Consider the following 26169-nt stretch of genomic DNA (forward strand, 5'->3'; position numbering starts at 1 on the left):
CACCCCCCCCGGCCCCCGCGCGGGGGGGGGGGGCCGCGCCGGCACCCCCCCCCCCCCACGCCTCCCACATCCGTAGCGGGGACAGGATTTGAACCTGCGACCTCTGGGTTATGAGCCCAGCGAGCTACCGAGCTGCTCCACCCCGCGTCGTGGTACCTACTTTACGCCCTGGTTGCGAACGGGTGCAAAGCAGGTACCCCTTAGGTAAGCGACGTCACCCTCCAGGCTGCGAACTCGGCGGAGGAGTGCTGGTCCCCGGCGCCGCCGTCTTGGCCGCTTCGTACTCCTTCGCCGCCGCGTCGAGCGCCGCCAAAGCCGCACCCTGGTCCGTGAAGTTTCCGGACTGCTGAGCCGCCCGCAGCTTCGCGATCGCCGCCTGGATGTCCGTCACAGCCTTGTCCAGCGCCGCGTTGCCGCCGCTCGAGTTGGGTGGCGTCGTCGTGGCCGGCGGGGTCGTCGTCGGTGGCGTGGTCGTGGGCTGGCCCGCCTGCGGTGGTGTGGTCGTCGCCTCACCCGTGCCCGCGCCGAAGATCTGGTCGAGCGCCTCCTGCAGCGTCGCGCCGTAGCCGACCTTCGGCCCGTACGAAACCAGGACGCGGGCCAGCTGTGGATAGCTGTTCTGGTTGCGCTGCCGGATGTACACCGGCTCGACGTACAGGAAGCCCTGCGCCACCGGCAGCGTGATCAGGTTGCCGTAGATCGGGATGACGTTGGGGTTGTTGAACAACGTCCGGTCCTGCGCCACCCGTGGATCGCTCTGGAACCGGTTCTGCACCTGCACCGGGCCGTCGACCTGGGTGGCCCCGGTCGCCGCGCTGGGTAGCTGGAGGACCCGGATCTTCCCGTAGTCGTTCGGATCGGAGGACACCGACATCCAGGACGCGAGGTACTGCCGCTGCAGACCGGTGAGCGAGCTGGTCAGCTGGAACGTCGGCTTGCTCTGCCCCGGGGTGTCGGCGAGGACGTAGTAACCGGGCTGGTTCGCGGCGCCGGCCGCGGCCGGGTTCGAGCCGCCTTCGGCCGTCGGGTCCTGCGGGACGCTCCAGAACGCCTGCTGCGAGTAGAACTCCTGCGGGTTGCTGACGTGGTAGCGCGACAGCAGCTCACGCTGGACCTTGAACAGGTCCTCCGGGTAGCGGAAGTGCGCCCGCAGGTCCGGCGAGATCTCGGAGCTCGGCTTCACGAGGCCGGGGAAGACCTTCTCCCAGGCGTTGAGGACCGGTTCCTTGTCGTCGATCGAGTACAGCGTCACGGTGCCGTTGAAGGCGTCGACGGTGGCCTTGACCGAGTTCCGGATGTAGTTGATCGAGCTGTTCGCCTGCCGGGCGACGCCGTTGAGCGAGTCGTTGGTCGCCGCGCCGAGCTGCGTCTGCTGCGAATACGGGAAGTTGTTGATCGTCGTGTAGCCGTCGATGATCCACTGGATCTTGCCGTCGACGACCGCGGGGTACGGGTCGCCGTCGAGGGTCAGCCACGGCGCGACCTTGCTGACGCGCTCGCGCGGGTCGCGGTTGTACATGATCTTCGAGTTGTCGCCGATGGCGTCGGAGAACAGGATGTTCCGTTCGCCGTACTCGGCCGCGAAAGCCAGGCGGTTGAACCAGTTGTCGACCGAGACGCCGCCGCTGCCCTTGTAGTTGTAGCGGTCGGTGGCGGTGTCGTACTCGCCCGGCGCGCCGTTGCCGCCGACGATCGCGTAGTCGGAGTCCGCGGCGGACAGCTCGCCGTAGTAGATCCGCGGTTCCTTGACCTCGATGCCGGGCTGGTTCGGCCCGGGCGACCCCGCGCCCGCCGGGTTCTGCGTGTCGCTGGTGGTGGCGATCGGGTAGCCGCCGTCGGAGTTGGCGTCCTTGACCGCGCGGTCGATCGTGTTGGCCGGCGCGGCGACGAAGCCGTTGCCGTGGGTGTAGACGAGGTGCTTGTTGATCCAGCTGGTCTGGTTGCCGGTCAGGCCCTCGGTCTTGATCTCCTTGGCAGCGACGATGTAGTCCTGCGTCACGCCGCCGACGGTGTAGCGGTCGATGTCGAGCTTCGCCGGGAAGCCGTAGAAGTTCTCGCGCCCGACGCGCTGGGTGAAGGTGTCGGAGAGGATGTTCGGGTCGAGCAGCCGGATGTTCGACATCGTCCCGGTGTCGGCCTTGAGCTGGTCCGGCGTGGCGGAGGCGTTGCCCGTGTAGGGCTGGTACTGGACGTCGGTGAGGCCGAACGCGCGGCGGGTGGCGTCCATGTTGCGCTGGATGGACGTGGCTTCCTTCTCGTTCGCGTTGGGCTTCACCGAGAACTGGTCGAGGATCGCGGGCCACGCGACGCCGACGAGGATGCTCGACAGGATCAGCAGCACGAGCGCGATGGCGGGCAGCTGCAGGTTGCGCAGGAAGGCACCGGCGAAGAACGCGATCGCGCAGATCACCGAGATGCACAGCAGGATCAGCTTGGCGGGCAGGACCGCGTTCAGGTCGGTGTAGGTGGCACCGATGAACAGCGGCGCGCCGCGATCGGACAGCAGCAGGTTGTACCGGTCGAAGAAGTACTCGGCCGCCTTCAGCAGCACGAAGATGCCGACGGTGATGGCAAGCTGCGCGCGCGTCGGGCCGGCGAGCTGCCCGCCCTTGCCGGCCAGCCGGATGCCGCCGAAGACGTAGTGCGAGATCAGGGCGCCGAAGAAGGAGACGACGACGGTGATGAACAGCCAGCCGAGCAGCCAGTTGAAGAACGGCAGGTCGAAGGCGTAGAAGCCGACGTCGTTGCCGAACTCGGGGTCGGTCTGGCCGAACGAGGTGCCGTTGAGGAACAGCTGCACGACCTGCCAGTCGCCCTGGGCGGACAGGCCGGCGATGAGGCCGGTGAGCACCGGGATGCCGATGCCGAAGAGCCGGATCCGGGCGACGATCGCGGAGCGGTAGCGCGCCAGCGGGTCGTCGGCGCCGGAGATCGGCACGAACACCGGGCGCGTGCGGTAGGCGATCATCAGGCTGATCGCGAGCGCCCCGCCGACCAGCAGCCCGACCGCGAAGAACAGGATGATCCTCGTGACCACCTGGGTGGTGAACACCGAGCGGGCACCGACTTCACCGAACCACAACCAGTCGACGTACGTGTCGAGCAAGCGGGCCCCGAGCAGGAGCGCCAGCACGATCACCGCGGCGATGATGAGGAGGATCCGGCTCCGCCGGGACAGCTTCGGCAGGCTCACCGGGGGCCGAGTCGCCACGGTGCACGCTCCTGTCTTCGTCAGCACTTGAACAGGGGCGCACGCGCCCCCTGATTCCCTAACTCTACGGATGCCCGGGGAAGTTCCCGGGACCCGCCCAAACCGGACTCGCGAGGTCGTCGCGCGGACCGGCCTGCCACCATGTGCCCATGGAATCGCAGCAGGCCGGCGTGGCCGCTCTCGCCCGCGAGATCGAGGACTTCATGGCCGCGGGCGGCTGGGACCAGCCCCCGCAGCTGTTCGCGCTGGTCCCGACGGCGGCGCTGCTGGACGAGCAGCCGGAACTGGCCGGGCAGCTCGACCGGGCGAACCCGCTGACGCCGGTGGCGCAGGAAGCGCTGCCCGAAGGCGACCTCGCCGACGCGCTGGCCCGGATCGCGTGGCCCGATCTGGTGATCGGGTGCGCGCTCGCCCAGGAGATCATCGTGCTGCCGCCGGGCTCGGAGTCGGAGTTGCCGGACGTCGCCGAAGCCGACGCCGAGAGCCTGCGCCGCGCGGCCGCCGACCACCCGCAGCGGACGGAGGCCCGCCTGGTCGCCGCGGTCCTGCGCGACGGCGAGGGCGCGTGCGTGATGCGGCTGCGCGGGATGGGCGGCGACGAGTCGGTCGACGAGATCGTCGAGAGCCCGGACCTGGCGCCGAACCTCGTCGAGGCCCTCAAGGCGACCCTCCTGCCCTAGCAGGAGGCCGTCGGGCGGCCCGCCTTCAGGTTGGCCAGCTGGGCGAGGGCGTCGTCCAGTGTGGACACCTTGATGAGGTTGAGCCCCTCGGGCGCGGTGGTCTTGGCCTCGGCGCAGTTGTGCTCGGGCACCAGGAAGTCGGTGGCGCCCGCCTCGCGCGCGCCGACGACCTTGAACGAGATCCCGCCGATCGGGTCGACCTCGCCGGTCTCGGTGATCTCGCCGGTGCCGGCGATGTGCCGCCCGCCCGCGAGGTCGCCGGGCTGTAGCCGGTCGATGATCGCGAGGGTGAACATCAGGCCCGCCGACGGGCCGCCGACGTCCTGCAGCGAGATGTTGACGGTGAAGGGCGCGTCGGCGCGGTCGACCGCGGTGAGGCCGATGAAGCCCTCCTTGCGGTCGGGCCGCGAGGCGAGCGTGAGCGGCACGGTCCGCTCCGGCTGGCCGTCGGACTGGAAGGTGATCTGGACGGTCTGGCCGGGCAGCGTGCCGGCCAGCGCGTTGCGCACGTCGGCGGCTTCGACGATCTTCTTGCCGTTGACGGTGATCAGCTTGTCGCCGGGCGAGAGCACGTGGTCGGCGGGGCTGCCGGAGACGATCTGCTTCGCCAGCACCTTGATCGGGTAGCCGAGCTTGCGCAGGGCGGCGACCTGCGCGTTCGTCTGCGAGTCCTGCAGCTGCTGGATGTTCTCCTGCTTGACCTGCTCGTTCGTCTCGCCGGGCTTGAAGTACTCCTCGCGCGGCGCGAGCGCGTAGCGGCCGCTGGCCCAGAAGCCGAGGCCCTGGAAGAGCGTGACGCCGTCGTGCAGCGAGACGGTCGTCATCCGGAGCTCGCCGGTCGTCTGGAAGGTCTCGTGCCCGGTGACCTGGATGACGGAGTTGCCCGCGGCGTCGCGACCGAGCGTGTCGTAGGTCGGGCCGGGGCTGATCGCCACGAACGGCACCGGCACGACCAGGCCGAGCACCACGAAGACGAGGAACAGCGAGCCGCTGACCACGAGCGTCCAGCCCCGGCGGGTCATCCGCCTGGCCTCGCCGGCGGGCTCGGCGCCGGGGTCCGGGCTGCTCTTCGCGGGCGCGGTCTGCTCGGAGGACTTGGTCACGCGTGACAGCGTACGGTGACCGTGTTCGCTTGTCGGTGAAGGCCACGCACATGGCGCGCTCAAGGCTCCCTGACCCGCGTACGGTGGACACATGAGCAAACCCCCGTTCGGCTTCGGACCGTCCGATCCCGACAAACGAGGTGAGAACGAGCCTTCGGAGCCCTCCGGCGCCGAGGCCTTCAACCAGCTCGGGCAGATGCTGAGCCAGCTGGGCCAGATGCTCAGCCAGGCCGGCAGCTCCAGCGGGCCGGTGAACTACGACCTCGCCAAGCAGATCGCCCTGCAGAACCTCGGCAGCGCCGGCAACACCGGCGAGAGCCGCCTCGGCTTCCGCGGCGGTGACGACGCGAACGCCGCGGTGCGCGACGCCGCCCACCTCGCCGAGCTGTGGCTCGACGCGGCGACGGTGTTCCCCGCCGGCGCGACGTCGACGGTCGCCTGGTCGCCCCGCACCTGGGTCGAGAAGACGCTGCCGACGTGGCAGCGCCTCTGCGACCCGGTGGCGCGGCAGATCTCGGGCGCGTGGATGCAGGCGCTGCCGGAGGAGGCCAAGCAGGCCGCCGGTCCCCTGCTGCAGATGATGGGCCAGATGGGCGGGATGGCCTTCGGCTCCCAGCTCGGCCAGGCGCTGGCCCAGCTGGCGTCGGAGATGCTGACCGCGTCCGAGATCGGCCTCCCGCTGGCCCCGGCGGGCACGTCGGCGCTGCTGCCCGCGAACATCGAGAAGTTCGCCGAGGGCCTGGAGCTGCCGAACAGCGAGATCCTGGTGTTCCTGGCCGCCCGCGAGGCGGCGCACCAGCGGCTGTTCACGCACGTGCCGTGGCTGCGCCAGCGCCTCCTGGCGACGGTCGAGGAGTTCGCGCACGGGATTTCGGTGGACACGTCGGCCCTGGAGTCCCTGGCCGGCCGCATCGACCCGGCCAACCCGGCGAGCATCGAGGAAGCGATGTCGTCGGGGTTGCTGGAGCCCCAGACGACGGAGGAGCAGAAGGGCGCGCTTCGGCGTCTGGAGACACTGCTGGCCCTGGTGGAGGGCTGGGTGGACGTGGTGGTGGCCGAAGCGGTCGGCGACCGGTTGCCGGGCGCGGACGCGCTGCGCGAGACGCTGCGCCGCCGCCGCGCGACGGGCGGCCCGGCCGAGCAGACGTTCGCCACGCTGGTCGGCCTGGAGCTGCGCCCCCGCCGCATGCGGGACGCGTCCAACCTGTGGAAGCTGGTGGGCGACCGCCACGGGTCAGAGAAGCGCGACGGCCTGTGGTCCCACCCGGACCTGATGCCGACGGCGGAGGACCTGGACGAGCCGATCGACTTCGCGGACCGGGTCGGAGAGACGGGCTCGTTGGACGACCTGGACCCGATCGCGGAGCTGGAGCGCACGGAGCGCTCCGAACGCGAGGAGAAGGGCAAGGACAACCCGCCCGAGGAGGGCGAGACCCCGGCGTAGGCCCTGGTCGTCTTCGCAGAAGCCGGTGATCCGCGTTGGCGGGTCACCGGCTTCTGCGTTTCGCCGGCGGTGGCCGCCGGCGAACAGCGACCGGGGCGACCCGCAGGTCACCCCGGCCACCATGACCAGCTCAATCCTCGCTGTCGATCCCCCACCCGGCGGCCGCGGCCAGCCCCTCGAGGTATCCCATCGCCCGCTCGGTCTTCGGGTACCTCCGCACCAAAGCCCAGAACGCCGCGTCGTGCCCGGGCTCGCGCAGGTGCGCCAGCTCGTGCACCAGCACGTAGTCGAGGACCCAGGGAGGGACCTTCCGCAGCCGGTCGCTGACCCGGATGGTCGCGTCGACCGGCGTGCACGACGCCCACCGCGTGCGCATCGGCGGCACCCAGCGGACGCTCGCCGGCACCGCGGTGCCGTCCAGGTACTTGCCCGACAGCAGCATGCAGCGCGACAGCAGGGCCTCGTCCGACGTCTTCGGGGGCGCCGGCCGACGTGGTTCCGCGCGCTGCAGCTTGCGCTCCATCTCGGCGACCCAGTGTTTCTCCTCCGCCCTGGTCATCCGCGCGGGGATGAGCACGACGAGCGTGTCGTCCTTCCAGTACGCGGTGACCGTCCGGTGCCGGCGCTGGCTGCGCCGCACTTCGACCTTGTGTCCAGGTGTGTCCGACGGGGGGTTCGCTTCCCCCCTGCCTCTCAGCGAGGGCGTCCGTGCTTCGACCACCCGACAACGGTAAGGCCAGGCACCGACAACTCCGAGCGCGTTGAGGTCACAGACCCGAGTTGTCCACAGCCCGCTTCAGTTGTGGACAACTCGGCCGTTCCGGCGCCGTCCGGGGCTTGGCGGACGCCGCCGGCTGCCATCCTGCGGACATGATCCTCTCGACCGCGGACATGCCACCGGTGCTCCTGCCGGCCCATCCCGCCCTGCTCCCGGGCATCAACGTGCTCGAACGCGGGCCACGGGAGATCCAGCTCGGGCTCGACCCGCGCCACGGCGTGATCGTCGAAGGGCTGCCGCCGAGCCTCGTCGAGCGGCTGCGTGAACTGGACGGCAGCGAGCCCGTCGAACGGCTTTTGCTCGCCGAGAGCGAACACCGTGATCAGCTGCGGACCCTCCTCCGGCAGCTGACCGCGCTCGGCCTGGTCACCGACGCGGGTGAGCCGGCCGGGCCGGGCTGCCGCGCCGAAACCGGCCTCTGGTCCCTGCGCGCCCGCCACCACCAGCCCGCGCTGGCGGACCGGCGCCGCGCCGCCGCGGTCACGGTGCACGGCCACGGCCGGGTGGCGGTCGCCGTCGCCGTGCTGCTGGCCAACGCCGGGATCGGCCACGTCGAGCTCGACCTGCCCGGCACGGTGACCGAGCACGACCTGGGCAGCGGCTTCACCGAGGCCGACCTGGGCCGGCTCCGGCGGCAGGCACTCGGCGACCTGCTCCGCCGCGTCGACCCCGAGGTCCGCGTCACCCGCCTGCACGACCGGTACCCGGACCTGGCGCTGCTCACCGACGCCGTCGTCCCGGCGCCGGAGGTGGTCGCCGAGCTGATGGCGGACGGCGTCACGCACCTGCTCGCCCGCGTCCGCGACGGAACGGCCATCGTCGGGCCGCTCGTGATCCCGGGCCGCAGCTCCTGCCTGCGGTGCGCCGACCTGCACCGGACCGACCTCGACCCGTGCTGGCCCCGCGTCGCCGGCCAGCTGACCGGCCGGCACCAGCGGCCAGATCTCGGCGCGGTCCACGCCTGCGCGTCCCTGGCCGTCGCGCAGGCCATGCGGCTGCTCTCGCCCGCGGAACCACCGCCGCCGACGTGGAACGCCACCCTCGAGATCGACGCCTTCGACGGCCGCATCCGCCACCGCGGCTGGCCCCCGCACGCCCGGTGCGGGTGCGGCGCTCCAGCGGTGCAACAGGAGACGTAGCCCACTAAGACGTCGCGAGCAGGCTGCGCGCCGCCGAGAACGCAAGGCAGAATCGCCGGTGTGACCGACTTCCGCGACCCAGGCGATCGTGACACCGCGATGCCGCGCAAGGGTGCCGCCCGTACCGCCAAGCTCGCCAGTCTTCCGCTCGGGATCGCCGGGCGCGCGGTCGGCGGGTGGGGCAAGCGGCTGGCCGGGCAGAGCGCGGAGCAGGTCAACGCGACGCTGTCGGCGAAGGCCGCCGAGCAGCTGTTCGAGGTGCTCGGCACGCTCAAGGGCGGCGCGATGAAGTTCGGCCAGGCCCTGAGCGTGTTCGAGGCGGCGGTGCCGGACGACATGGCGAAGCCCTACCGCGAGGCGCTGACGAAGCTGCAGGCCGCGGCGCCGCCGATGCCGTCCCGGCAGACCCACCGCGTGCTCGCCGAGCAGCTGGGCCGCACCTGGGCCAGCCGGTTCGCCTCGTTCGACGACGAGCCGGCGGCGGCCGCGAGCATCGGCCAGGTGCACCGCGCGGTCTGGCACGACGGCCGCGAGGTCGCGGTCAAGGTCCAGTACCCGGGTGCCGACGAGGCGTTGCGCAGCGACCTGCGGCAGCTGCAGCGGTTCAGCAGGCTGTTCCAGGCGTTCGTGCCCGGCACCGAGGTCAAGCCGCTGCTGGCCGAGCTCGCCGAGCGGATGAGCGAGGAGCTCGACTACCAGGCCGAGGCCCAGCACCAGCGCGCCTTCGCGAAGGCGTTCGACGGCGATCCCGGCATCCTGGTGCCGCGCGTGGTGGCCAGCGCGCCGAAGGTCGTCGTGACGGAGTGGGCGACCGGCACCCCGTTGTCCAAGGTCATCGCGGACGGCGACCGCGAGACGCGGAACCTGGCGGGCCGGCTGCTGGCCGAGTTCCACTACTCGTCGCCCGAGCGCGTCCACCTGCTGCACTCGGACCCGCACCCGGGCAACTTCATGATCACCGCGGACGACCGGCTGTGCGTCATCGACTTCGGCGGCGTGGCCCGGCTGCCCGACGGCATCCCCCGCCACCTGGGCGAGATGACGCGGCTCGCCCTCGACGGCGAGTCCGCCGAGCTGATGCGCCTGCTGCGGGCGAACCGGTTCATCCGGCCGGACAGCGACCTGACCGCGGACGAGGTGCTCACCTACCTGGCGCCCTTCACCGAACCGCTGGCCGAGCCGACCTTCCACTTCACGCGCAAGTGGATGCAGAAGCAGGCCGGGCGGGTCGGCGACAGCCGCGGCAACGACTTCCGGGTCGGCCGGTCGCTCAACCTGCCGCCCGAGTACCTGATGATCCACCGGGTGACGGCCGGGTCGACGGGCATCCTCTGCCAGCTCGACGCGGAGATCCCGGCGCGCGGCATCGTGGAGCGCTGGCAGCCCGGCTTCGCCTCCTGAGTTGTCCACAGGCCGGGCCGCGAACGGGCGGATTCCGGCGAGTTTGTCCACAGCCGCGGGGAACGGGGTTCCACCCGGTTGGCCGAGCCGTCATGCTCGATCCATGACTGCTACTCAATGCACTGATCCCCTGTCCCTCAGTAACCCCGGCACGTGCGAGGTGATGAACCTCGACCAATTGAGGAAAGCCGGGATATCCGACCGAAGAACCCGGCGGCTCTGCGGCCCCGGCGGGCCGTGGCGCCGCCTGCACCCCGGTGTCGTCCTGCTCCGCAACAGCACCCCGACGCGGCAGCAGCGACTGCACGCGGCGCTGGCGCGCTACGGCCCGCGGGTGGTGATCACGGGCGCCGACGCATTGCGGGCCCACGGCGTGCAATGCCCGGCGGACGGCGAGATCCGGCTGCTGGTGCCGGAGCACTGCCGGGTGGCGCCCTGCACAGACGTCACCGCGGCGCGCACGGCCCGGATGCCGGAGCCGGTGGTGGTCGACGAACTGCCGTTCGCCCCACCATCGCGGGCGGCACTAGACCTGGCGAGGACCGAGCCCGACCCGGCGCGGATCCGGCACCTGCTGACACTGCCGCTCTACTGGGGGCTGTGCGACCGCCAAGAGCTGCTGACGGAGTTGGCAGAGGGGCCCCAACGCGGCACGGCGTCGGTCCGGAAGGTGCTCCGCGAGCTGGACGAGGGCCCGATCCAGGCCCACGGCTTGGCGGCCCAGGTAATGGACATGGCCCGCCTCCCCCAGCCGACATGGGACGTGACGATCTGCGACCGCCGAGGCCGCCGAATCGGCGAGGCGGACGCATGGTGGGACGAGCTCGGCCTGGCCTGGCAGTACCGCTGCGGCCCCGGAACGGGCGGGTTCTCCCACCTAGCCCTGGCGGCAACGGGGATAGTCCTGGTCCGTTGCACGGTCCGCCAGCTGAAACAGGTCCCCCGCGAGGTGGCGCAGGAGCTGGCCCAAGCCTTCGGCAACGCATCCCGCACGCCGCGCCCCAAGGTCCGAGCGGTCCCGATGACCCCACTCGGAGACGCAGCATGACGACCGTCCCAGCGGCCACCACCCCAACCGGCAGCCCAAGACCCAACCCGTCCGCGAGCCAGAACACCCACCAACCAGCAGGCCGGCCCACCGGACCGGCTCACCCGTCCGCGCGCCAAAACACCCACCAACCAGCAAGCCGGCCCACCCGGCCAGCTCACCCGTCCGCGCGCCAAAACACCCACCAACCAGCGAGCCAGCCCACCCGGCCAGCTCACTCATCCGCGCGCCAAAACCCCAGCCCCTCAACGGCCACCGACCGACGAGCCGGCCCCTCCCGACCAGGCTCACCCGTCCACGCAGCCAATCACCCGCAGCACAGCCAGCGCCATCAACTCACCCGACCGCGCAGCAGCACACGCAACCCGTCCGCGTGCCAGAACACCCGGGTCACACGAGCCACCACCCACAAGCCACCCCGCCCAGCCAGCTCACCCGCCGGCCGCTCACTCACCAACCCGGGGCACAGCCAACGCCATCAACTCACCCGACCGCGCGGCAGCACACACCACCCGTCCGGGCAGTCGAACGCGCGACCAATCGAACCGTCAGGAGTATCCGCACGCCACAACCGATCACCAGTACTCGTCGGGCAGCTTGCCCTCGATATCGCGCACGTGCTGCCGCGCGCAGTCCGGGCACAGCCACGTCAGCGCACCCCGCTCGCGGCTGGACACCCAGGCGAGCGCCGTAGCCGGGTCTTCGTCCGCGCCGCGGATCCGGCCGCAGCGCGTGCACCCGACGGGCTCCGGCGCGCTCACCGTAACCGTCCACAGTGGATTGCCTTGGCGCCGAACAGGAACAGGTCGTCGCGCCGGCCGAGAAAGTCCGGACCGCCCGGATCGGTCAGCGCGGCGACGGCCGCGCGATCGTCGGCGTCAAGCCGGTCCCCGGCCGACTCGGCGAGCCACCCGATCCGGTGCACGACGTACTCACGCAACAGGTCCGAACCCGGCATGGGGTGATCGATGAGCGCACCGAACGACTCGACATCCTCGAGCCCTGCCTCCCGAAGGGCGCGCGGCCACCCGTAGGGCATGGCGACGCTGCCGGGCAGCCCAGCCCGCATCCCGGCGAACCAATCACCCCGCGCGGCGAGCAACCGCTGCTCCAACCCGGGCCGTCCCACCCCCACGTCCCAAGGGAGGCACCGCATTTCAAGCCCGCCCTCGCCAATAGCGAGCACTCCGCCGGGCCGCACCAACCCGGCCAGGGCACACAGGGCGGCCTGCTGGTCACCGACGTGGTGCACAACGCCCGACGCCCACACGAGATCGGGAGCGGGCACCCGTTCGGCCAGCCGCGGATCGGCAAGGTCGCCGTGCACGCCGACAACCTCGACGTCCCCACCGGCAGCCTCACGCACGGCCCGCTGAGCCTCGGTGAGCAGCGCGGCAGTGGCATCGAGCAGCACAACAGTGCCCCCACCCCGGCGAGCGAGCTCACGAGCAAAGAGCACGCTCATGCCACCGGCCCCGCACCCGACATCGAGCACGGTCGGCCGCGCGGCAACGCCTTCGAGCAACCGTCGCGCAACGGGCGCGAGCGCACCGGCATCGAGGGCATCGGCCATGCGCAGCTGAGCGAGCCGGTCGGCCCAGTCGATGTCGTCGTGCGTGTGTGCGGACATCACCCCATTGAACACCAGCGATCCCGCCACCCGACGCAAGCGAACGGCACCCAATGGAGGCGAAAAGCCCAGCGGTCCAGACATGCCCAGCGACGCCACGCAGCACGGCTGAGGCGGCAGAAATCGAACAGCGCATCGGTCGCGAGCGGCACCGCCCCAGTCCTCAAAAACCCGCCGCGCATCCGCCGACCAGCACAAAGCCCCGACGACCGGTACTGCGCGACAGCAATCGGCTGACATCGCACGGCGGCAACAAAACGTGACCACCGCGTTGGCCGGAGTCTCCGGTGGCACCCGCGCGTCAGCACCAGCACGAGGCCTGCCGCACCGGAAAGCGGCGGCACCGCGCGTCCGCTGACCAGCACGACGACCCCCACCGCCCGGAGGCGGTGGGGGCCTGCGCTCAGTCCTGGTCCAGCTGGTACCGCTCCGCTCGGCGGCTCGCCCATCGGGCTACTCGCGTCCAGCGGCGTACGGCACGTGCGCTACCTCGGGCCCGCTGGGCGCGGACCCCTTCCTCCAGATCCCGTATTCGGGCCCTGGACAGTTCTTCGTAAAGCAACATCTCGCTGATCTCCTCGATCTCGGTCTTCGTCAACTGCAGCTGCGGACGGCTCATCCGCGCTTCGTGGTCCTTCGTGGTGACCGGTTCGACGCTCATGCGGCGGCGCTCCGGTGATCGCCGCCGGCCTTGGCCGCGGCGGGCTCGACAGCGGCGTTCTTGCGCGGGCGGCCACGGGGCCGCTTGCGCGCGATCACGACGCCGCGCTCGAAGATCTCGCCGCCCCAGACGCCCCAGGGCTCGCGCCGGGCCAGGGCACCCGCGAGGCAGGCCTCGCGGACCGGGCAGTCGGCGCACTGCGCCTTCGCGCGCTCGAGCTCGGCCGGGGACTCGGCGAACCACAGGTCCGCGTCGCCCGAACGGCAGGGCAGAGCCGCGTCCGGTACGGCGATGGGGTCGAGCAGGTCGGCGAATATTGCCTCACCCGAGGTGTAGGCGATGGCCGAAGACATGGCAGTTCCTCCTTGTGTCGTACGGGTTTTCGGTTGGGAGATGGAGCTGGGCAATGCTGGTCCTCTTGGGTTGTGCAGCCAAAAACACGAAGGCCGCGGATCCGGGTTTTCCGGTTCCGCGGCCTTCGTGAGCCTCGTGTCCTGACTAGGTCAGGAACTTCGCTCCCGTATCGACAACGGAACACGGAACTGCTTGATGGTCGGCAGATCGGCCTGCGGGTACGCGGCGAGAACGCCCTGCGTCCCGAAGACGACGACACCGGTGGCCCAACGCCGCTCGACACGACGCACGCCACGGATCTCGTGCGCGCTCACGGACACACCGGTGCCCGGGCGCTGAGCAGCCGAGACTTCCGCGGCGCAGGACAGACGGGTGCCCGGGTTCGTGAGCGTCATGTTGCTGATCATTTCACCGGCACCTCCTTCTGTACTCTGCACACACGGCCGCCGAGCGGCGCTGTCACGTGGATCCCCAGCCGAGCCCTTCGGGCTCGGTACTGGCAGGTTATTGCCCCCCACCACACCGGGGCAACTCAATTAACGGGAAAATCCTCGAAGTTACGAAGATCGCCCCTGAGCAGCGGGTTCGCCGCGTGGATCATGGCCCGGACGCGGTCAAGACGGCATGAGCGGCCCCGCGCGGGGAGGCCACCGCCGAAGCTTCCGACCCGCACGGAACGCCGACGCGGCCGAACCGCACCCGCCTCCCCCGCCGCGCGGACGATCACCCGAGCCGACCCGCCCCGCGCGAAGGCCGCGCACAGGACCGGCCCCCAAGCCGGCCCGAACAGCCCAGCAACCCTGCCGCGGCCCTCGCACCACAGCCAAACCGAACGCGGCCGACCTCAGGACCCCGCCGCGCCCCGAACGACGCCGAGGATCTCCGCGCCGAACCGCTCGAGCTTCGTCGCGCCGATTCCCGAGATCGACACCAGCGCCGCCTCGTCCGTCGGGCGTTGCTCCGCGATCGCCATCAGCGTCGCGTCCGTGAACACCACGAACGCCGGCACCTTGAGCTCCCTCGCGCGGTCGCCGCGCCATGACTTCAGGCGCTCCAGCAGGCCCTCGTCCACCGTTGACGGGCAGCGGCCGCAGCGGCCCAGCTTGACGTCGATCGTCTCCAGCAGCGGGCCGCCGCACACCCGGCAGCGCGTCTTGATCGGCGTTGCCGGCTTCTGCTGGGCTCGGGCCACCCGGGCAGCCGGGTGGTCCTCCGGGATCAGCCCGTACAGGAACCGGCTGCGGCGGCGGTTGCGGCGCGCCCCCGGCGTCCTCGCCAGGGCCCACGACAGCCACAAGTGCTCACGGGCCCGCGTCACGCCCACGTAGAACAGCCGGCGCTCCTCCTCGATCGCCGCTTCGTCGTCGCCCGCGTGCAGGATCGGCATCGTTCCCTCGGCCAGGCCGACCAGGAACACCGCGTCCCACTCCAGGCCCTTCGCCGCGTGCAGCGACGCCAGCGTCACGCCCTCGACCGTCGGCGGGTGCTGGGCCGCCGCTCGCTGGTCGAGCTCGGCGCAGAAGCGCGGCAGGTCCGCCTCCTCGACCGTCGAGGCCAGCTCCTCCGCCAGCTCGACGATCGCCAGCAGCGCGTCCCAGCGCTCCTTCGCCGCGCCACCGGCGGGCGGCGACTCCGTGAGCCCGACCCGGGCGAGCACCGAGCGGACCGTCGTGACCAGGTCGGAGCTGACGTCGCCGCTCGCGGCCCGCAGCGCCGACATCGCCTGGCGGACCTCCGTGCGGTTGAAGAACCGCTCGCCGCCGCGGACCAGGTACGGGATGCCCGCCTCGGCCAGTGCCGACTCGTACGCCTCCGACTGCGCGTTCACCCGGTACAGGACCGCGATCTCGCTCGCCGCGACGCCGCCGTCCAGCAGCTCGCGCACCCGCCGGGCGACGGCTTCGGCCTCGACCGCCTCGTCGTCGAACTCGGCGAAGCGCGGCTCCGGCCCCGCCGGACGCTGGCCGATCAGCTTCAGCCGCGATCCCGCCGGCCGCCCGCGCGCCGCGCCGATCACGCGGTTCGCCAGCGAGACCACCTGGGGCGTCGACCGGTAGTCGCGCTCCAGCCGGACGACCGTCGCGTCCGGGTAGCGCCGCGTGAACTCCAGCAGCGGCCGCGGCGACGCGCCGCCGAAGGAGTAGATGGTCTGGTTGGCGTCGCCGACGACGGTCAGGTCGTCGCGGCCGCCGAGCCACGCGTCGAGCAGGCGCTGCTGCAACGGCGTCACGTCCTGGTACTCGTCGACGACGAAGCAGCGGTAGCGGTCCCGGAACTCCTCGGCGACGACGCCGTGTTCCTCGAGCACCGCCGTCGTGTGCAGCAGGAGGTCGTCGAAGTCGAGCACCTGCGCCGCGTTCTTCAGCTCTTCGTACGTGCGGTAGACCTCGGCGATCTGCGTGGCCGGCGCCGGGATGTCGCGCTGGGCGCGCGCGGTGACGGCCGGGTAGTCGTCCGGGCTGACCAGCGACGCCTTCGCCCACTCGATCTCGCTCGCCAGGTCGCGCAGGACCTCGACCTCGGTGCCGAGCCGGTGCCGGTTCGCGGCCTGGCCGACGAACCGCAGCTTGTTCTCCATCAGGTCCCACGGCCGGTCGCCGACCACGCGCGGCCAGAAGTAACGGAGCTGACGGCGGGCGGCGGCGTGGAACGTCAGCGCCTGCGCCGCGTCGACGCCGAGCCCGCGCAGCCGGGTCCGCATCTCCCCCGCGGCCCGGGTCGTGAAGGTGACGGCGAGCACCTGACCGGCGGAAACGTGTCCGGACCGGACGAGGTGGGCGATCCGGTGGGTGATCGTGCGGGTCTTGCCCGTGCCGGCGCCGGCCAGCACGCAGACCGGCCCGCGCGGGGCACTGGCGGCGGCGCGCTGCTCGGGGTCGAGTCCATCCAGCAGACGGGTCACACTCTTGGGGGGAAGTACGCCGGTCACGTCCCGCATCCTCGCAGAGGGGGACGGGGAATCGGGGCAGGGGCACGCGGCCGTATCCTGGTCATATGGCGGGACAGCAGGACAAGGAAGCGGCCAAGCAGGCCAAGAAGGAGAAGCGCGCGGCGAGCAAGGCACGCCGTGGCCAGCTCTTCGAGGCCTTCAAGATGCAGCGCAAGGAAGACCCGTGGCTCATCCCGTGGATGGTCGGGTCGATCGTCGTCGTCGCGGGCGTCTTGTTCGGGATCGGGTTCTTCTTCGACGCGCAGTGGGTGCTGCTGCCGCTGGGCCTGGTGCTCGGCGCCCTGCTCGCCATGATCATCTTCGGCCGCCGCGTCCAGAAGACGGTCTATTCGAAGGCCGACGGCCAGCCCGGCGCCGCGGCGTGGGCGTTGGAGAACCTGCGCGGCCGCTGGAAGGTGACGCCGACCGTCGCCGCGACGACGCAGCTCGACGCCGTGCACCGCGTGCTCGGCGGCCCGGGCGTCGTGCTCGTCGCCGAGGGCGCGGCGCACCGCGTCAAGACGCTGCTCGCCCAGGAGAAGAAGCGCGTCTCCCGCCTGGTCGGCGACACGCCGATCTACGACGTGACGATCGGCCACGAAGAGGGCCAGATCCCGCTGAAGAAGCTGCAGGGCTTCCTGATGAAGCTGCCGCGCAACCTCAAGCCCGCCCAGGTGGACGCCCTCGAGGCGAAGCTGGCCGCGCTCGGCAACCGCGGCGCGGCGATGCCGAAGGGCCCGATGCCGGCCGGCGCGAAGATGCGCAACGTCCAGCGCACGATCCGCCGTCGCTGACCCCGCGTACGAAGAAGGCCCCGTCCGGGTTCGGACGGGGCCTTCGTCGTTCAGCGCATCTTGATGACGACGGTGCCGGTCAGCCGGTCGAGCCAGCTGCGGCCGTCGACGTTGCGAACCGCCGCCGGGATGATCACGAACGTCAAGGCCGCGCGGACCAGCGCGCGCAGCGGCCCGACCAGCGCGGCGCCGTCGAGCCGGGCGACGCGGATGCCGACGATCCCCATGCCGGGGGTGAAGCCGAAGAAGCCGGCGGAGAGCACCGAGATGACCGCCCAGACGCCGCCGGACCAGAGGTTGAAGTTCTGCATCGCGGCCGGGTCCTGCAGGCGGGGGTGCAGGAAGATGGCCGTGACCAGGGCCGCGATGACGAGGTCGACGATCAGCCCCAGCAGCCGCGCGCCCCCGCTCGCCGCCGAGCCGACGCCGGATTCGGGCAAACCGAACTTCTCCCCGGGCCAGCGCTGATCAGCGTCCTGCCGGCTCTCACCGGTGCCGGGCAGCCATTCTCCGGTCCATCTCGCCACCCATCCAGGGTATGCCGGTGGCGCGGACCACATCCGCCCTGGTCGGATAGCCGGTATCCACCCACCCGTTAACACCCGCGAAACATACGGGTGACGGTCGGGCAACACCGCCCTCTTAGCGTGAGCCGAAGAGAGCACTGCCGTACGAGCTCGAACGAGAAGGAGTCACCGAGGGTGCCCACTACTCCAGACGACATCCAGCGCCTCATCGCCGATGAGGACGTCGAGGTCATCGACGTCCAGTTCTGCGACCTGCCCGGCGTGATGCAGCACTTCACGGTCCCCGCGAAGGCCTTTACCGAAGAAGCCTTCGAAGAGGGTCTCGCGTTCGACGGCTCCTCGGTACGCGGCTTCCAGTCCATCCACGAGTCCGACATGCTGCTCCTGCCGGACGCGGCGACCGCCCGGATCGACCCGTTCCGCAAGGCGAAGACCCTCGCCCTCAACTTCTTCGTGCACGACCCGTTCACGCGCGAGGCGTACAGCCGTGACCCGCGCAACATCGCGCGCAAGGCCGAGCAGTACATCTCCGAGTACGGCGTCGCCGACAACGTGTACTTCGGCCCCGAAGCCGAGTTCTACATCTTCGACTCGGTCCGCTTCGACTCCGCCGAGCACGCCTCCTTCCACGAGATCGACTCGATCGAGGGCTGGTGGAACACCGGCGCGGACGAGGCCGGCGGCAACCAGGGCTACAAGACGAAGTTCAAGGGCGGCTACTTCCCCGTCCCGCCGGTCGACCACTTCGCCGACCTGCGCGACGACATCGTCCGCAACCTGACGAACTCGGGCTTCGAGATCGAGCGCGCGCACCACGAGGTGGGCACCGCCGGCCAGACCGAGATCAACTACAAGTTCAACACGCTGCTGCACGCGGCCGACGACCTGCAGCTGTTCAAGTACATCGTGAAGAACACGGTGTTCGCGGCGGGCAAGACGGCGACGTTCATGCCGAAGCCCCTCGCCGGCGACAACGGCTCGGGCATGCACTGCCACCAGTCGCTGTGGAAGGACGGCCAGCCGCTGTTCCACGACGAGTCGGGCTACGCCGGCCTGTCGGACACCGCGCGCCACTACATCGGCGGCCTGCTCAAGCACGCCCCGAGCCTGCTGGCCTTCACGAACCCGACGGTGAACTCCTACCACCGCCTGGTCCCGGGCTTCGAGGCCCCGGTTTCGCTGGTCTACTCGCAGCGCAACCGCTCGGCCTGTGTGCGCATCCCGATCACGGGCAACAACCCGAAGGCCAAGCGCGCCGAGTTCCGCTGCCCGGACTCGTCGGGCAACCCGTACCTGGCGTTCTCGGCGATGATGATGGCCGGCCTCGACGGCATCAAGAACAAGATCGAGCCGCCGGACCCCATCGACAAGGACCTGTACGAGCTCCCGCCCGAGGAGGCCAAGGACGTCAAGCTCGTCCCGGGCGACCTGGGCACGGTGCTCGACACCCTCGAGGCGGACCACGACTACCTGCTCGAGGGCGGCGTGTTCACGCCGGACGTGATCGAGACGTGGATCTCGTACAAGCGCGAGAACGAGATCGACCCGCTGCGGCTGCGCCCGCACCCGTACGAGTTCGCCCTGTACTACGACGTGTGATCGGTTAGTACGGCCACGGACACGCCGGCGGCGAGGAGCGAAGAGCCCTCGTCGCCGGCGTTTCTCTTATTCCGACGCCGACATCAGCTTCAGGTCCGCGCCCGCCGCTTCGAACTGCCCGCGCGGGTCCGCTACCAGCTTGCGCTTCTCCAGATCCATCAGCCCGAGGGTACAGGTGATCTCCGCGGCCAGCGTGCCGTCGAGCTTGATGATGTTCGAGTCCATCTTGAACGTCTTGCCGCTGCCGAACTTCACTTCGCACGTCACGTCGACCTCGTCGCCGGCGCGCAGCTCGCGGCGGAACACCACGTGGGTCTCCAGCAGGACCGAGGCCAGGTTCGCCTTCTTGAACCCGTCGAGCCCGCCCGCCGCTTCGAACAGCTCGAGTCTCGAGACCTCGCCGTAGGAGTGGTAGACGGCGTGGTTGAGGTGGCCCAGGGTGTCCAGCTCGTAGTGCCGGACCTTGATCCGGGTCCGGAACGGCTCGCGATCGCTCACCGCCCCACTGTAGGTCAGGCCTCGTAGAACAGGTGCTCCACCACGGAGTGCGCCCGGCGCGTGATGCGGCGGTAGGTGTCCAGGAACTCGCCCGGGTCGTCGGCCGCGGACTGGCCCAGCACCCTCGCCACCGCCGCCAGGTCGCGGCCCGACCCCGGGACCTCGTCGACCGCCTTGCCGCGGACCAGCATCCCCGCGTTGCGCACCCGCGTCGCCAGCAGCCACGCCTCCCGCAGCGAGTCCGCTTCGGACTCCGTCGCCAACCCCGCCTCCGGCAGGCATGCCAGCGCGTCCAGCGTCGACGTCGTGCGCAGGCCCGGCACCGCGTGAGCGTGCTGGAGCTGCAGGAGCTGGACCGTCCACTCGACGTCGGCCAGGCCGCCGCGGCCCAGTTTCGTGTGGCGCGTCGGGTCGGCGCCGCGGGGCATCCGCTCCGTCTCCACCCGGGCCTTGATGCGGCGGATTTCGCGCGCCTTCGTCGCGTCCAGCCCACCCTCGGGGTAGCGGATCGGGTCGATCATCGCGATGAACCGCTCGCCCAGCTCGTCGTCGCCCGCGACGAACCGGGCGCGCAGCAGCGCCTGCGCCTCCCACACCTCGCCCCAGCGCGCGTAGTACGCGCGGTACGACTCCAGCGTCCGCACCAGTGGCCCGCTCCGCCCCTCCGGGCGCAGGTCGGCGTCGACCTCCAGCGCCGGGTCCGAGCTCGGCGCGCCCAGCATCTTGCGGACCGTCTCGGCGACCGACGACGCGAACTTCACCGCGTCGGCGTCCGAGACCCCTTCGGACGGCTCGCAGACGAAGAGGACGTCGGCGTCGGAGCCGTAGCCGAGTTCGGCGCCGCCGAGCCGGCCCATCCCGATCACCGCGATGCGCGCGGGCGTGCGCCCCAGCTCGGCCTGGCGCTGGCGGAACGCCGCGGCCAGCGCGCCCTGCAGCACCGCCACCCACACGCTGGACAGCGCTTCGCACACCGCCGGCACGTCGAGCAATCCGAGCAGGTCCGCGCACGCGACCCGCAGCAGCTCGTGTCGCCGCAACGACCGCGCGGCCGCGACGGCGGCGTTCAACCCCGGCTGACGCCGGACGGCGGCCCGCAGCGACTTCGCCACCTCGGCGGGCGTGCGGCCCAGCAGCCGCGCCGGGTCGCCGAGCAGCCGCAGCACTTCCGGCGCGCGCACGAGCAGGTCGGGCACCAGCCGGGACGTGCCGAGCAGCAGCGCCAGGTTCTCGACGACCGTGCCCTCGTCGCGCAGCACCCGCAGGTACCACGGCGTTTCTTCCAGTGCCTCGGAAACCTTGCGGTACGACAGCAGCCCGCCGTCGGGGTCGGGGGTGTCGGCCAGGAGGTCGAGCAGCACCGGCAGCAGCGCCTGCTGGATCGCCGCGCGCCGCGAGACGCCGGCCGTGAGGGCCTTGATGTGCTGGAGCGCACCGTCGGGCGCCGTGTAGCCGAGCGCTTCCAGCCGGCTCGCGGCCTGCTTGGTCGTCAGGCGCAGCGCCTCGGTCGGCACGTTCGCGACGGACTGCAGCAGCGGCCGGTAGAAGATCTTCTCGTGCAGGCGCCGGATGCCCTTGCCGTGCTTGCGGAACTCCGCCAGCAGCGCCTCGCCCTGGCTCTTGCCGCCGCTCGCCTTGATCCCGCTCGCCCGGGCGAGGATCCGCAGCTCGTCCGTGTCGGACGTCGCCGGGAACAGGTGCGTCCGGCGCAGCCGCCGCAGCTGCAGCCGGTGCTCGAGCATCCGCAGGAACTCGTACGACGCACCCAGCTCGGCCGCGTCCTGCCGGCCGACGTAGCCGCCTTCGCCGAGCGCCGCGAGGGCGTCCATCGTGGACGGTGACCGCAGGTTCGCGTCGACGCGGCCGTGCACGAGTTGCAGCAGCTGCACGGCGAACTCGACGTCCCGCAGCCCGCCGCGGCCCAGCTTCAGTTCGCGCTCGGCGTGCTCGGACGGCACGTGCCCCTCGACGCGGCGGCGCATCTGCTGCACCTCACCGACGAAGTTCTCGCGGTCGGCCGCCGACCACACCAGCGGCGCGACCATCTCGGCGTACTGCCGGCCGAGCTCGGCGTCGCCCGCCACCGGGCGCGCCTTGAGCAGCGCCTGGAACTCCCAGGTCTTCGCCCACTTCTTGTAGTAGCCCTGGTGGCTTTCCAGCGTGCGGACGAGCGCGCCGGCCTTGCCTTCGGGACGCAGCGCCGCGTCGACCTCGAAGCACGCCTTCCCGACGACCCGCATCGTCGTGCTGGCCAGCCGCGTCGCGACGCCGAGGTCGTCCGCGCCGACGAAGATGACGTCGACGTCGCTGACGTAGTTGAGCTCCCGGCCACCGCACTTGCCCATGGCGATGATCGCCAGGGTGCCCTCGGCGGACGCGCCGGCCTCGGCCTCGGCGACGACGAGCCCGGCGGCGAGCGCGGCCTCGGCCAGCTCGGTCAGCTGCGCCGCGACCTCGGCGTAGTGCGGGTGCTCGAGCCCGGCCTCGACGAGGTGGCCCAGGTCGGCGGCGGCGATGCCGAGCAGCTGGCCGCGATAGGCGACCTTCAAGGCCTGCTCGGCCTCGGTGCCGGTGAGCACCGAGCCGTCGTCGCGCACGAGCGCCGTGCGCAGGTTTTCCCGGTAGCAGGCGGAATCCGTGCACTTGTCGCCGAGGAGCGTCTGCCACTGCGCGGGGTTCGCGGCGAGGAAGTCGGCGAGCGCGCTCGACGTCCCGAGCACGCCGAGCAGGCGGCCGCGGAAGGTCCGGTTGGCGCGCAGCTGCTCGTCGAGCCGGGTCCACTCGGCGGCGTCGGCCTCGCGGATCCGGTCGATCCCGCGCAGCGCGAGGTCCGGGTCCGCGGCGCGGGACAGCGCCGCGATGACGTCGGTGGCGGTCTCGACCGGGCCGGCGTCGTCCCACCAGCCGGCCGCGCGCAACTGCCCCTCGGCACGGGAGTCGGTGAAGCCGTACCTCGCCGCCGAAGCGGTCGTTCGCGCGCGGTCTGCCATCACCGACCACCGTATCCCGCGGGCTCGGCTCAGGCGGCCAGCTGACCCGGTTCGGTTCCGGCGGGCGTCGGTTCGGGCACCTGGAAGCTGTGCGCGGTGACGGGGTGGCGGCGCGAAAGGAAGTAGATGCCGAGGCCGACGCCCAGCCCGGCCACCCCGACGGCGACGGTGCCGGCGGTGCCGAGCGAGGCGATCTTGCCGGAGATCGCGCCGACGATCGCGGCCGCGGGCAGCGTGAACAGCCACGCGATCACCATCCGGCCCGCCATCCGCCAGCGCACCGGCGCCTCCCGGCGGCCGACGCCGGAGCCGACGATCCCGCCGGAGCACACGTGCGTCGTCGACAGCGGGAAACCGAGCCGCGAGGAGATCAGGATGACCAGCGCCGAGCTCGTCTGGGCGGCGAAGCCCTGCGGGCCTTCGATGTCGGTCAGGCCCTTGCCGAGGGTGTGGGTGATGCGCCAGCCGCCGAGGTACGTGCCCGCCGCGAGGGCGCAGGCGGCGCTGACGATCACCCAGACGGGCGGCGCCGCGCCGGCGGGCAGGCTGCCGGCGGTGACGAGCGTGAGCGTGATGACGCCCATGGTCTTCTGCGCGTCGTTGGTGCCGTGCGCGAGCGAGACGAGCGACGCCGACACGACCTGGCCGACCTTGAATCCGCGCGTGGCCGGTCGGCCGCGGACGAGGAAGCGGTAGACGAAGTACGTCGCGGCCATCGCGGCGAGCCCGGCGATCACCGGGCTCGCCGCGGCCGGGACGAGGACCTTCTCGACAATCTTTCCGAAGTGGACCGAGCCGGTGCCCGCCGAAATCCAGGTGGCGCCGATCAGGCCGCCGAACAAGGCGTGCGACGAACTCGACGGCAGGCCGACGAACCACGTGACGAGGTTCCAGACGATCGCGCCGATCAGCCCGCCGAAGACGATCGACGGGCCGATCTTGGTGTCGTCCACCAGGCCGCTGGAGATGGTCTTGGCGACCTCCACCGACAGGAACGCGCCGACCAGGTTCAGCACCGCCGAGATCGCGACGGCGACGCGGGGCTTGAGCGCTCCGGTCGCGATCGACGTCGCCATCGAGTTCGCGGTGTCGTGGAACCCGTTCGTGAAATCGAAAACCAGGGCCGTGACTACGACGATCACGACCAGCAACGAGGGCTCCACGCCCGACCTCCGAACCCTTGTGGGGACTCCTCCCGCAAGGTACCTGAAGGGTGACGCCTGGCGTTAACAGGCTGTTGCTCGTTGTGATCCCTGCTGTTAAGCCAGCGGTAAGGACCGTTGACTTTCGGCGGCGGGCTCCAGCTCCCCGGCGGCCAACCGGACGAACCGCTGCGCGAACGGCCGCCAGGTTTCCTCGATGTCCGAGTGCACTGTGGTCAACGCGTCGTGCTCGAGTGAGCCCGGACGGGCGAATTCCGCCATCTCCGGCTCGTCCGCGGCCCAGCTCTCGACGACGGCGGGCGTCGTCTCGATGTGGAACTGGACACCGTAGACACACCGGTTGAACCGGAACGCCTGGTTTTGGTACCGCGGCGCGGATGCGAGCAGCTCGGCACCGGGCGGCAGCCGGGTGATCGCGTCGTTGTGGAACTGCAGGACGTCCTGCATCAGCGGCAGGTCGGCGAAGAGCGGGTCGGTCCAGGCTGCGTCCTTCTTGCTGACGAGGTGCGGACCGACCTCGGGCCCGTCCGGCCCGACCTCGACGCGGCCCCCGGTCGCGACGGCCAGCAGCTGCGCGCCGAGGCAGATCCCCAGGGTCGGGATCTTCTTCGTGGCGGCTTTCGCCAGCAGCCGCCGGACGTCGGCGAGCCAGGGGTGCTTCGCGTCGTCTTCCGCGGCCATGCCGCCGCCGAGGCAGACGACGCCGCGGTAGCCGTCGAGGTCGTCCGGCAGGCCGTCGCGGGGCGGCAGCCGGAGGTCCAGCTCGGCGCCGGCGTCGGTGAGCCAGTCACCGAGCGGGCCGAGCGGGTCCGACGCGTCCGGCTGGATGATGAGCAGTCGTGTCACGCTTTCAGGGTAGGTCAGCAGGCGCAGCGGATTCCCGGGGTGGCGGCGCCCTCACCTCCGTCGACGGGGTAACCGGCCGCGATCCAGGCGGTGATGCCGCCGGAGAGCCGTTTCACCTGGAAGCCGAGCTGGGCGAGCTTGAGGGCGCCCTTGGTGGCGGCGTTGCAGTTGACGCTCTCGCAGTAGCAGACGTAGACGAGGTCCCGGTCGAGGTGCCTCGTCGTCTCGGCGGTCATGTCCCGGTAGGGGAGGTTGACCGCGCCGGGGATGCGGGCGTGGGCGAAGGCTTCGGGCGCCCGCGTCTCGACGATCACGTAGCCGTCGGTGTGGCCGGCTTCGAGGTCCCGGACGAGGTCGTCGGGGTCGACCTCGAAGGCGAGTTCGGCGCCGAAGTACCGCGTGGCGGCTCCGGGGCCCGGGGCGGGGACGGCGAGGATGCGTGTCATGGGGTAAATCCTGCTGCCGGCGGGGGTTCCGGCACAGGGCAGAATCGGGGTGGCAGCCCGGCCCGGCCGGGGATTTCGCCGTTCTGGCCCTGTTCGACTTGGAGAATCACGGTGGACCTCGACGACGTCGACTGGCACCTGCTGGAGCTGCTCCAGGAGGACGGCCGGCTCAGCTTTTCGGAGCTGGGCCGCCGGGTGTCGCTGTCCGGCTCCGCGGTGACGGAGCGGGTGCGCCGGCTCGAGGAGCGCGGGGTGATTACGGGCTACGCGGCCCGGGTGGACACGGCGAAGCTGGGGTTGCCGATCGAGGCGCTGGTGCGGGCCCGGGTGCGGAGCCTGGACACGCCGCGGTTCCGGACGGCGGTGCTGCCGCTGCCGCAGGTGGTTTCCGCCGACCACATCACGGGTGACGAGTGCTGGATCCTGCGGGTGCTGTGCCGGAACACGGGCGAGCTGGAGGCGTTGGTGGAGAAGGTGCAGCGGTACGGCGAGACGACGACGTCACTGGTGTTGTCGTCGCCGCTGCGGAGCCGGCCGGCGCCGCGCCCCTGAGCCCCCGAGCCCCTGAGCCGCGGACCTGCGGGCATGAAAAAGGGCCTGGGCCGGGAGACTCGCGTCTCGACCGGGCCCAGGCCCTTCTCCAAGGTAAGTTCGGCGGTGTCCTACTCTCCCACAACCCTTCGGTTGCAGTACCATCGGCGCTGTCAGGCTTAGCTTCCGGGTTCGGAATGGGACCGGGCGTTTCCCTGACGCTAAAACCACCGAAACACTGTGAAACACGCGTGGTGTTTCAGAACCGTAGAGTGGATGCGTAACATCTTCGTAGGCAAGTCCTCGGCCTATTAGTACCAGTCAACTCGACAACACATTACTGTGCTTCCATTTCTGGCCTATCAACCCAATGGTCTCTTGGGGGCCTTAACCCACA

23 protein-coding genes, 1 tRNA gene and 2 rRNA genes are annotated in these 26169 nt (G+C 71.1%); 8 read left to right on the top strand and 18 right to left on the bottom strand.

Going from position 1 to position 26169, the window contains the following annotated elements; all coding sequences use genetic code 11:
• Positions 1-73: 73 nt before the first annotated feature.
• Both AB0J40_RS31000 and AB0J40_RS31005 read right to left on the bottom strand, forming a co-directional pair.
• Positions 74-147, bottom strand: a tRNA-Met gene (locus AB0J40_RS31000).
• 67 nt (positions 148-214) lie between these two features.
• Positions 215-3211: a UPF0182 family protein gene (locus AB0J40_RS31005; RefSeq protein ID WP_364459801.1), complete on the bottom strand. Its 2997-nt coding sequence runs from the start codon at positions 3209-3211 to the stop codon at positions 215-217.
• Between the two features lie 149 nt (positions 3212-3360).
• Here AB0J40_RS31005 and AB0J40_RS31010 point away from each other — a divergent pair, with 149 nt between their 5' ends.
• On the top strand, positions 3361-3891 hold the full coding sequence (locus AB0J40_RS31010; RefSeq protein WP_364459804.1) for a PPA1309 family protein: 531 nt from the start codon (positions 3361-3363) through the stop codon (positions 3889-3891).
• On the opposite strand, the gene AB0J40_RS31015 is transcribed toward AB0J40_RS31010, so the two are convergent.
• Positions 3888-4994, bottom strand: coding sequence for a S16 family serine protease (locus AB0J40_RS31015; protein WP_364459807.1), 1107 nt, complete (start codon positions 4992-4994; stop codon positions 3888-3890). The genes AB0J40_RS31010 and AB0J40_RS31015 overlap by 4 nt on opposite strands.
• 91 nt (positions 4995-5085) lie before the next feature.
• Here AB0J40_RS31015 and AB0J40_RS31020 point away from each other — a divergent pair, with 91 nt between their 5' ends.
• Positions 5086-6438, top strand: a complete 1353-nt coding sequence (locus AB0J40_RS31020; protein WP_364459810.1) for a zinc-dependent metalloprotease — start codon at positions 5086-5088, stop codon at positions 6436-6438.
• 130 nt (positions 6439-6568) lie between these two features.
• On the opposite strand, the gene AB0J40_RS31025 is transcribed toward AB0J40_RS31020, so the two are convergent.
• Positions 6569-7078, bottom strand: a complete 510-nt coding sequence (locus AB0J40_RS31025) for a M48 family metallopeptidase (protein ID WP_364459813.1) — start codon at positions 7076-7078, stop codon at positions 6569-6571.
• A 230-nt stretch (positions 7079-7308) separates the two neighbouring features.
• On the opposite strand from AB0J40_RS31025, the gene AB0J40_RS31030 reads away from it, so the two are divergent.
• The 3 genes from AB0J40_RS31030 (at position 7309) to AB0J40_RS31040 (ending at position 10804) form a co-directional block, all read left to right on the top strand.
• Positions 7309-8355: a hypothetical protein gene (locus tag AB0J40_RS31030; RefSeq protein WP_364459816.1), complete on the top strand. Its 1047-nt coding sequence runs from the start codon at positions 7309-7311 to the stop codon at positions 8353-8355.
• A 60-nt stretch (positions 8356-8415) separates the two neighbouring features.
• The gene (locus AB0J40_RS31035) at positions 8416-9756 is read left to right on the top strand and encodes an AarF/ABC1/UbiB kinase family protein (protein WP_364459819.1); all 1341 of its coding nucleotides are present in this window, start codon (positions 8416-8418) and stop codon (positions 9754-9756) included.
• A 163-nt stretch (positions 9757-9919) separates the two neighbouring features.
• Positions 9920-10804: a hypothetical protein gene (locus AB0J40_RS31040; RefSeq protein ID WP_364459822.1), complete on the top strand. Its 885-nt coding sequence runs from the start codon at positions 9920-9922 to the stop codon at positions 10802-10804.
• 575 nt (positions 10805-11379) lie between these two features.
• On the opposite strand, the gene AB0J40_RS31045 is transcribed toward AB0J40_RS31040, so the two are convergent.
• The 6 genes from AB0J40_RS31045 to AB0J40_RS31070 all read right to left on the bottom strand — a co-directional run bounded on the left by AB0J40_RS31045 (position 11380) and on the right by AB0J40_RS31070 (position 16387).
• The gene (locus AB0J40_RS31045; RefSeq protein ID WP_364459824.1) at positions 11380-11565 is read right to left on the bottom strand and encodes a hypothetical protein; all 186 of its coding nucleotides are present in this window, start codon (positions 11563-11565) and stop codon (positions 11380-11382) included.
• Positions 11562-12434 (bottom strand): class I SAM-dependent methyltransferase, encoded by an 873-nt coding sequence (locus AB0J40_RS31050; RefSeq protein WP_364459877.1) that lies wholly within the window; start codon positions 12432-12434, stop codon positions 11562-11564. Before AB0J40_RS31050 ends, AB0J40_RS31045 begins: the two co-directional genes overlap by 4 nt.
• A gap of 403 nt (positions 12435-12837) precedes the next feature.
• Positions 12838-13095: a hypothetical protein gene (locus AB0J40_RS31055; RefSeq protein WP_086682994.1), complete on the bottom strand. Its 258-nt coding sequence runs from the start codon at positions 13093-13095 to the stop codon at positions 12838-12840.
• Positions 13092-13448 carry a WhiB family transcriptional regulator gene (locus AB0J40_RS31060; protein ID WP_285999640.1) on the bottom strand — a complete coding sequence of 119 codons (357 nt, stop codon included), beginning with the start codon at positions 13446-13448 and terminating at the stop codon, positions 13092-13094. Before AB0J40_RS31060 ends, AB0J40_RS31055 begins: the two co-directional genes overlap by 4 nt.
• Before the next feature lie 150 nt (positions 13449-13598).
• A complete protein-coding gene (locus AB0J40_RS31065) occupies positions 13599-13856 on the bottom strand; it encodes a hypothetical protein (RefSeq protein ID WP_364459826.1) in 258 nt (85 codons plus the stop codon).
• A gap of 437 nt (positions 13857-14293) precedes the next feature.
• The gene (locus AB0J40_RS31070; protein ID WP_364459828.1) at positions 14294-16387 is read right to left on the bottom strand and encodes an ATP-dependent DNA helicase UvrD2; all 2094 of its coding nucleotides are present in this window, start codon (positions 16385-16387) and stop codon (positions 14294-14296) included.
• Between the two features lie 56 nt (positions 16388-16443).
• On the opposite strand from AB0J40_RS31070, the gene AB0J40_RS31075 reads away from it, so the two are divergent.
• The gene (locus AB0J40_RS31075) at positions 16444-17172 is read left to right on the top strand and encodes a DUF4191 domain-containing protein (protein ID WP_364459830.1); all 729 of its coding nucleotides are present in this window, start codon (positions 16444-16446) and stop codon (positions 17170-17172) included.
• Between the two features lie 50 nt (positions 17173-17222).
• Here the strand turns inward: AB0J40_RS31075 and AB0J40_RS31080 are convergent, their stop codons facing one another.
• The gene (locus AB0J40_RS31080) at positions 17223-17612 is read right to left on the bottom strand and encodes an RDD family protein (RefSeq protein WP_364459880.1); all 390 of its coding nucleotides are present in this window, start codon (positions 17610-17612) and stop codon (positions 17223-17225) included.
• 261 nt (positions 17613-17873) lie between these two features.
• Between AB0J40_RS31080 and glnA the strand changes: the two genes are divergently transcribed.
• Positions 17874-19298, top strand: a complete 1425-nt coding sequence (glnA, locus tag AB0J40_RS31085) for a type I glutamate--ammonia ligase (protein ID WP_364459832.1) — start codon at positions 17874-17876, stop codon at positions 19296-19298.
• Between the two features lie 66 nt (positions 19299-19364).
• On the opposite strand, the gene AB0J40_RS31090 is transcribed toward glnA, so the two are convergent.
• The 5 genes from AB0J40_RS31090 to AB0J40_RS31110 all read right to left on the bottom strand — a co-directional run bounded on the left by AB0J40_RS31090 (position 19365) and on the right by AB0J40_RS31110 (position 25241).
• Positions 19365-19796, bottom strand: coding sequence for an acyl-CoA thioesterase (locus AB0J40_RS31090; protein ID WP_364459834.1), 432 nt, complete (start codon positions 19794-19796; stop codon positions 19365-19367).
• 14 nt (positions 19797-19810) lie between these two features.
• The gene (locus AB0J40_RS31095; protein WP_364459836.1) at positions 19811-22786 is read right to left on the bottom strand and encodes a bifunctional [glutamine synthetase] adenylyltransferase/[glutamine synthetase]-adenylyl-L-tyrosine phosphorylase; all 2976 of its coding nucleotides are present in this window, start codon (positions 22784-22786) and stop codon (positions 19811-19813) included.
• Between the two features lie 29 nt (positions 22787-22815).
• The gene (locus AB0J40_RS31100; RefSeq protein ID WP_364459838.1) at positions 22816-23949 is read right to left on the bottom strand and encodes an inorganic phosphate transporter; all 1134 of its coding nucleotides are present in this window, start codon (positions 23947-23949) and stop codon (positions 22816-22818) included.
• Positions 23950-24045: 96 nt separating this feature from the next.
• Positions 24046-24795, bottom strand: a complete 750-nt coding sequence (locus AB0J40_RS31105; protein ID WP_364459841.1) for a type 1 glutamine amidotransferase — start codon at positions 24793-24795, stop codon at positions 24046-24048.
• 14 nt (positions 24796-24809) lie between these two features.
• On the bottom strand, positions 24810-25241 hold the full coding sequence (locus AB0J40_RS31110; protein WP_364459844.1) for a rhodanese-like domain-containing protein: 432 nt from the start codon (positions 25239-25241) through the stop codon (positions 24810-24812).
• A 111-nt stretch (positions 25242-25352) separates the two neighbouring features.
• Between AB0J40_RS31110 and AB0J40_RS31115 the strand changes: the two genes are divergently transcribed.
• Positions 25353-25793, top strand: a complete 441-nt coding sequence (locus AB0J40_RS31115; protein ID WP_364459847.1) for an Lrp/AsnC family transcriptional regulator — start codon at positions 25353-25355, stop codon at positions 25791-25793.
• A 97-nt stretch (positions 25794-25890) separates the two neighbouring features.
• Here the strand turns inward: AB0J40_RS31115 and rrf are convergent.
• Positions 25891-26007 (bottom strand): 5S ribosomal RNA (gene rrf / locus AB0J40_RS31120).
• Between the two features lie 56 nt (positions 26008-26063).
• A 23S ribosomal RNA gene (locus tag AB0J40_RS31125) occupies positions 26064-26169 on the bottom strand; the annotation flags it as partial.

Origin of the sequence: Amycolatopsis sp. NPDC049691 (assembly GCF_040675005.1) — a bacterium.
GTDB lineage: Bacteria > Actinomycetota > Actinomycetes > Mycobacteriales > Pseudonocardiaceae > Amycolatopsis.

Coding starts and splice junctions, on each gene's coding strand:
- AB0J40_RS31060 (WP_285999640.1), bottom strand. CDS start 13,448: ATGTCTTCGGCCATCGCCTACACCTCGGGTGAGGCAATATTCGCCGAC.
- AB0J40_RS31110 (WP_364459844.1), bottom strand. CDS start 25,241: ATGACACGCATCCTCGCCGTCCCCGCCCCGGGCCCCGGAGCCGCCACG.
- AB0J40_RS31070 (WP_364459828.1), bottom strand. CDS start 16,387: ATGCGGGACGTGACCGGCGTACTTCCCCCCAAGAGTGTGACCCGTCTG.
- AB0J40_RS31095 (WP_364459836.1), bottom strand. CDS start 22,786: ATGGCAGACCGCGCGCGAACGACCGCTTCGGCGGCGAGGTACGGCTTC.
- AB0J40_RS31050 (WP_364459877.1), bottom strand. CDS start 12,434: ATGTCCGCACACACGCACGACGACATCGACTGGGCCGACCGGCTCGCT.
- AB0J40_RS31020 (WP_364459810.1), top strand. CDS start 5,086: ATGAGCAAACCCCCGTTCGGCTTCGGACCGTCCGATCCCGACAAACGA.
- AB0J40_RS31055 (WP_086682994.1), bottom strand. CDS start 13,095: ATGAGCGTCGAACCGGTCACCACGAAGGACCACGAAGCGCGGATGAGC.
- AB0J40_RS31075 (WP_364459830.1), top strand. CDS start 16,444: ATGGCGGGACAGCAGGACAAGGAAGCGGCCAAGCAGGCCAAGAAGGAG.
- AB0J40_RS31065 (WP_364459826.1), bottom strand. CDS start 13,856: ATGATCAGCAACATGACGCTCACGAACCCGGGCACCCGTCTGTCCTGC.
- AB0J40_RS31030 (WP_364459816.1), top strand. CDS start 7,309: ATGATCCTCTCGACCGCGGACATGCCACCGGTGCTCCTGCCGGCCCAT.
- AB0J40_RS31010 (WP_364459804.1), top strand. CDS start 3,361: ATGGAATCGCAGCAGGCCGGCGTGGCCGCTCTCGCCCGCGAGATCGAG.
- AB0J40_RS31040 (WP_364459822.1), top strand. CDS start 9,920: ATGAACCTCGACCAATTGAGGAAAGCCGGGATATCCGACCGAAGAACC.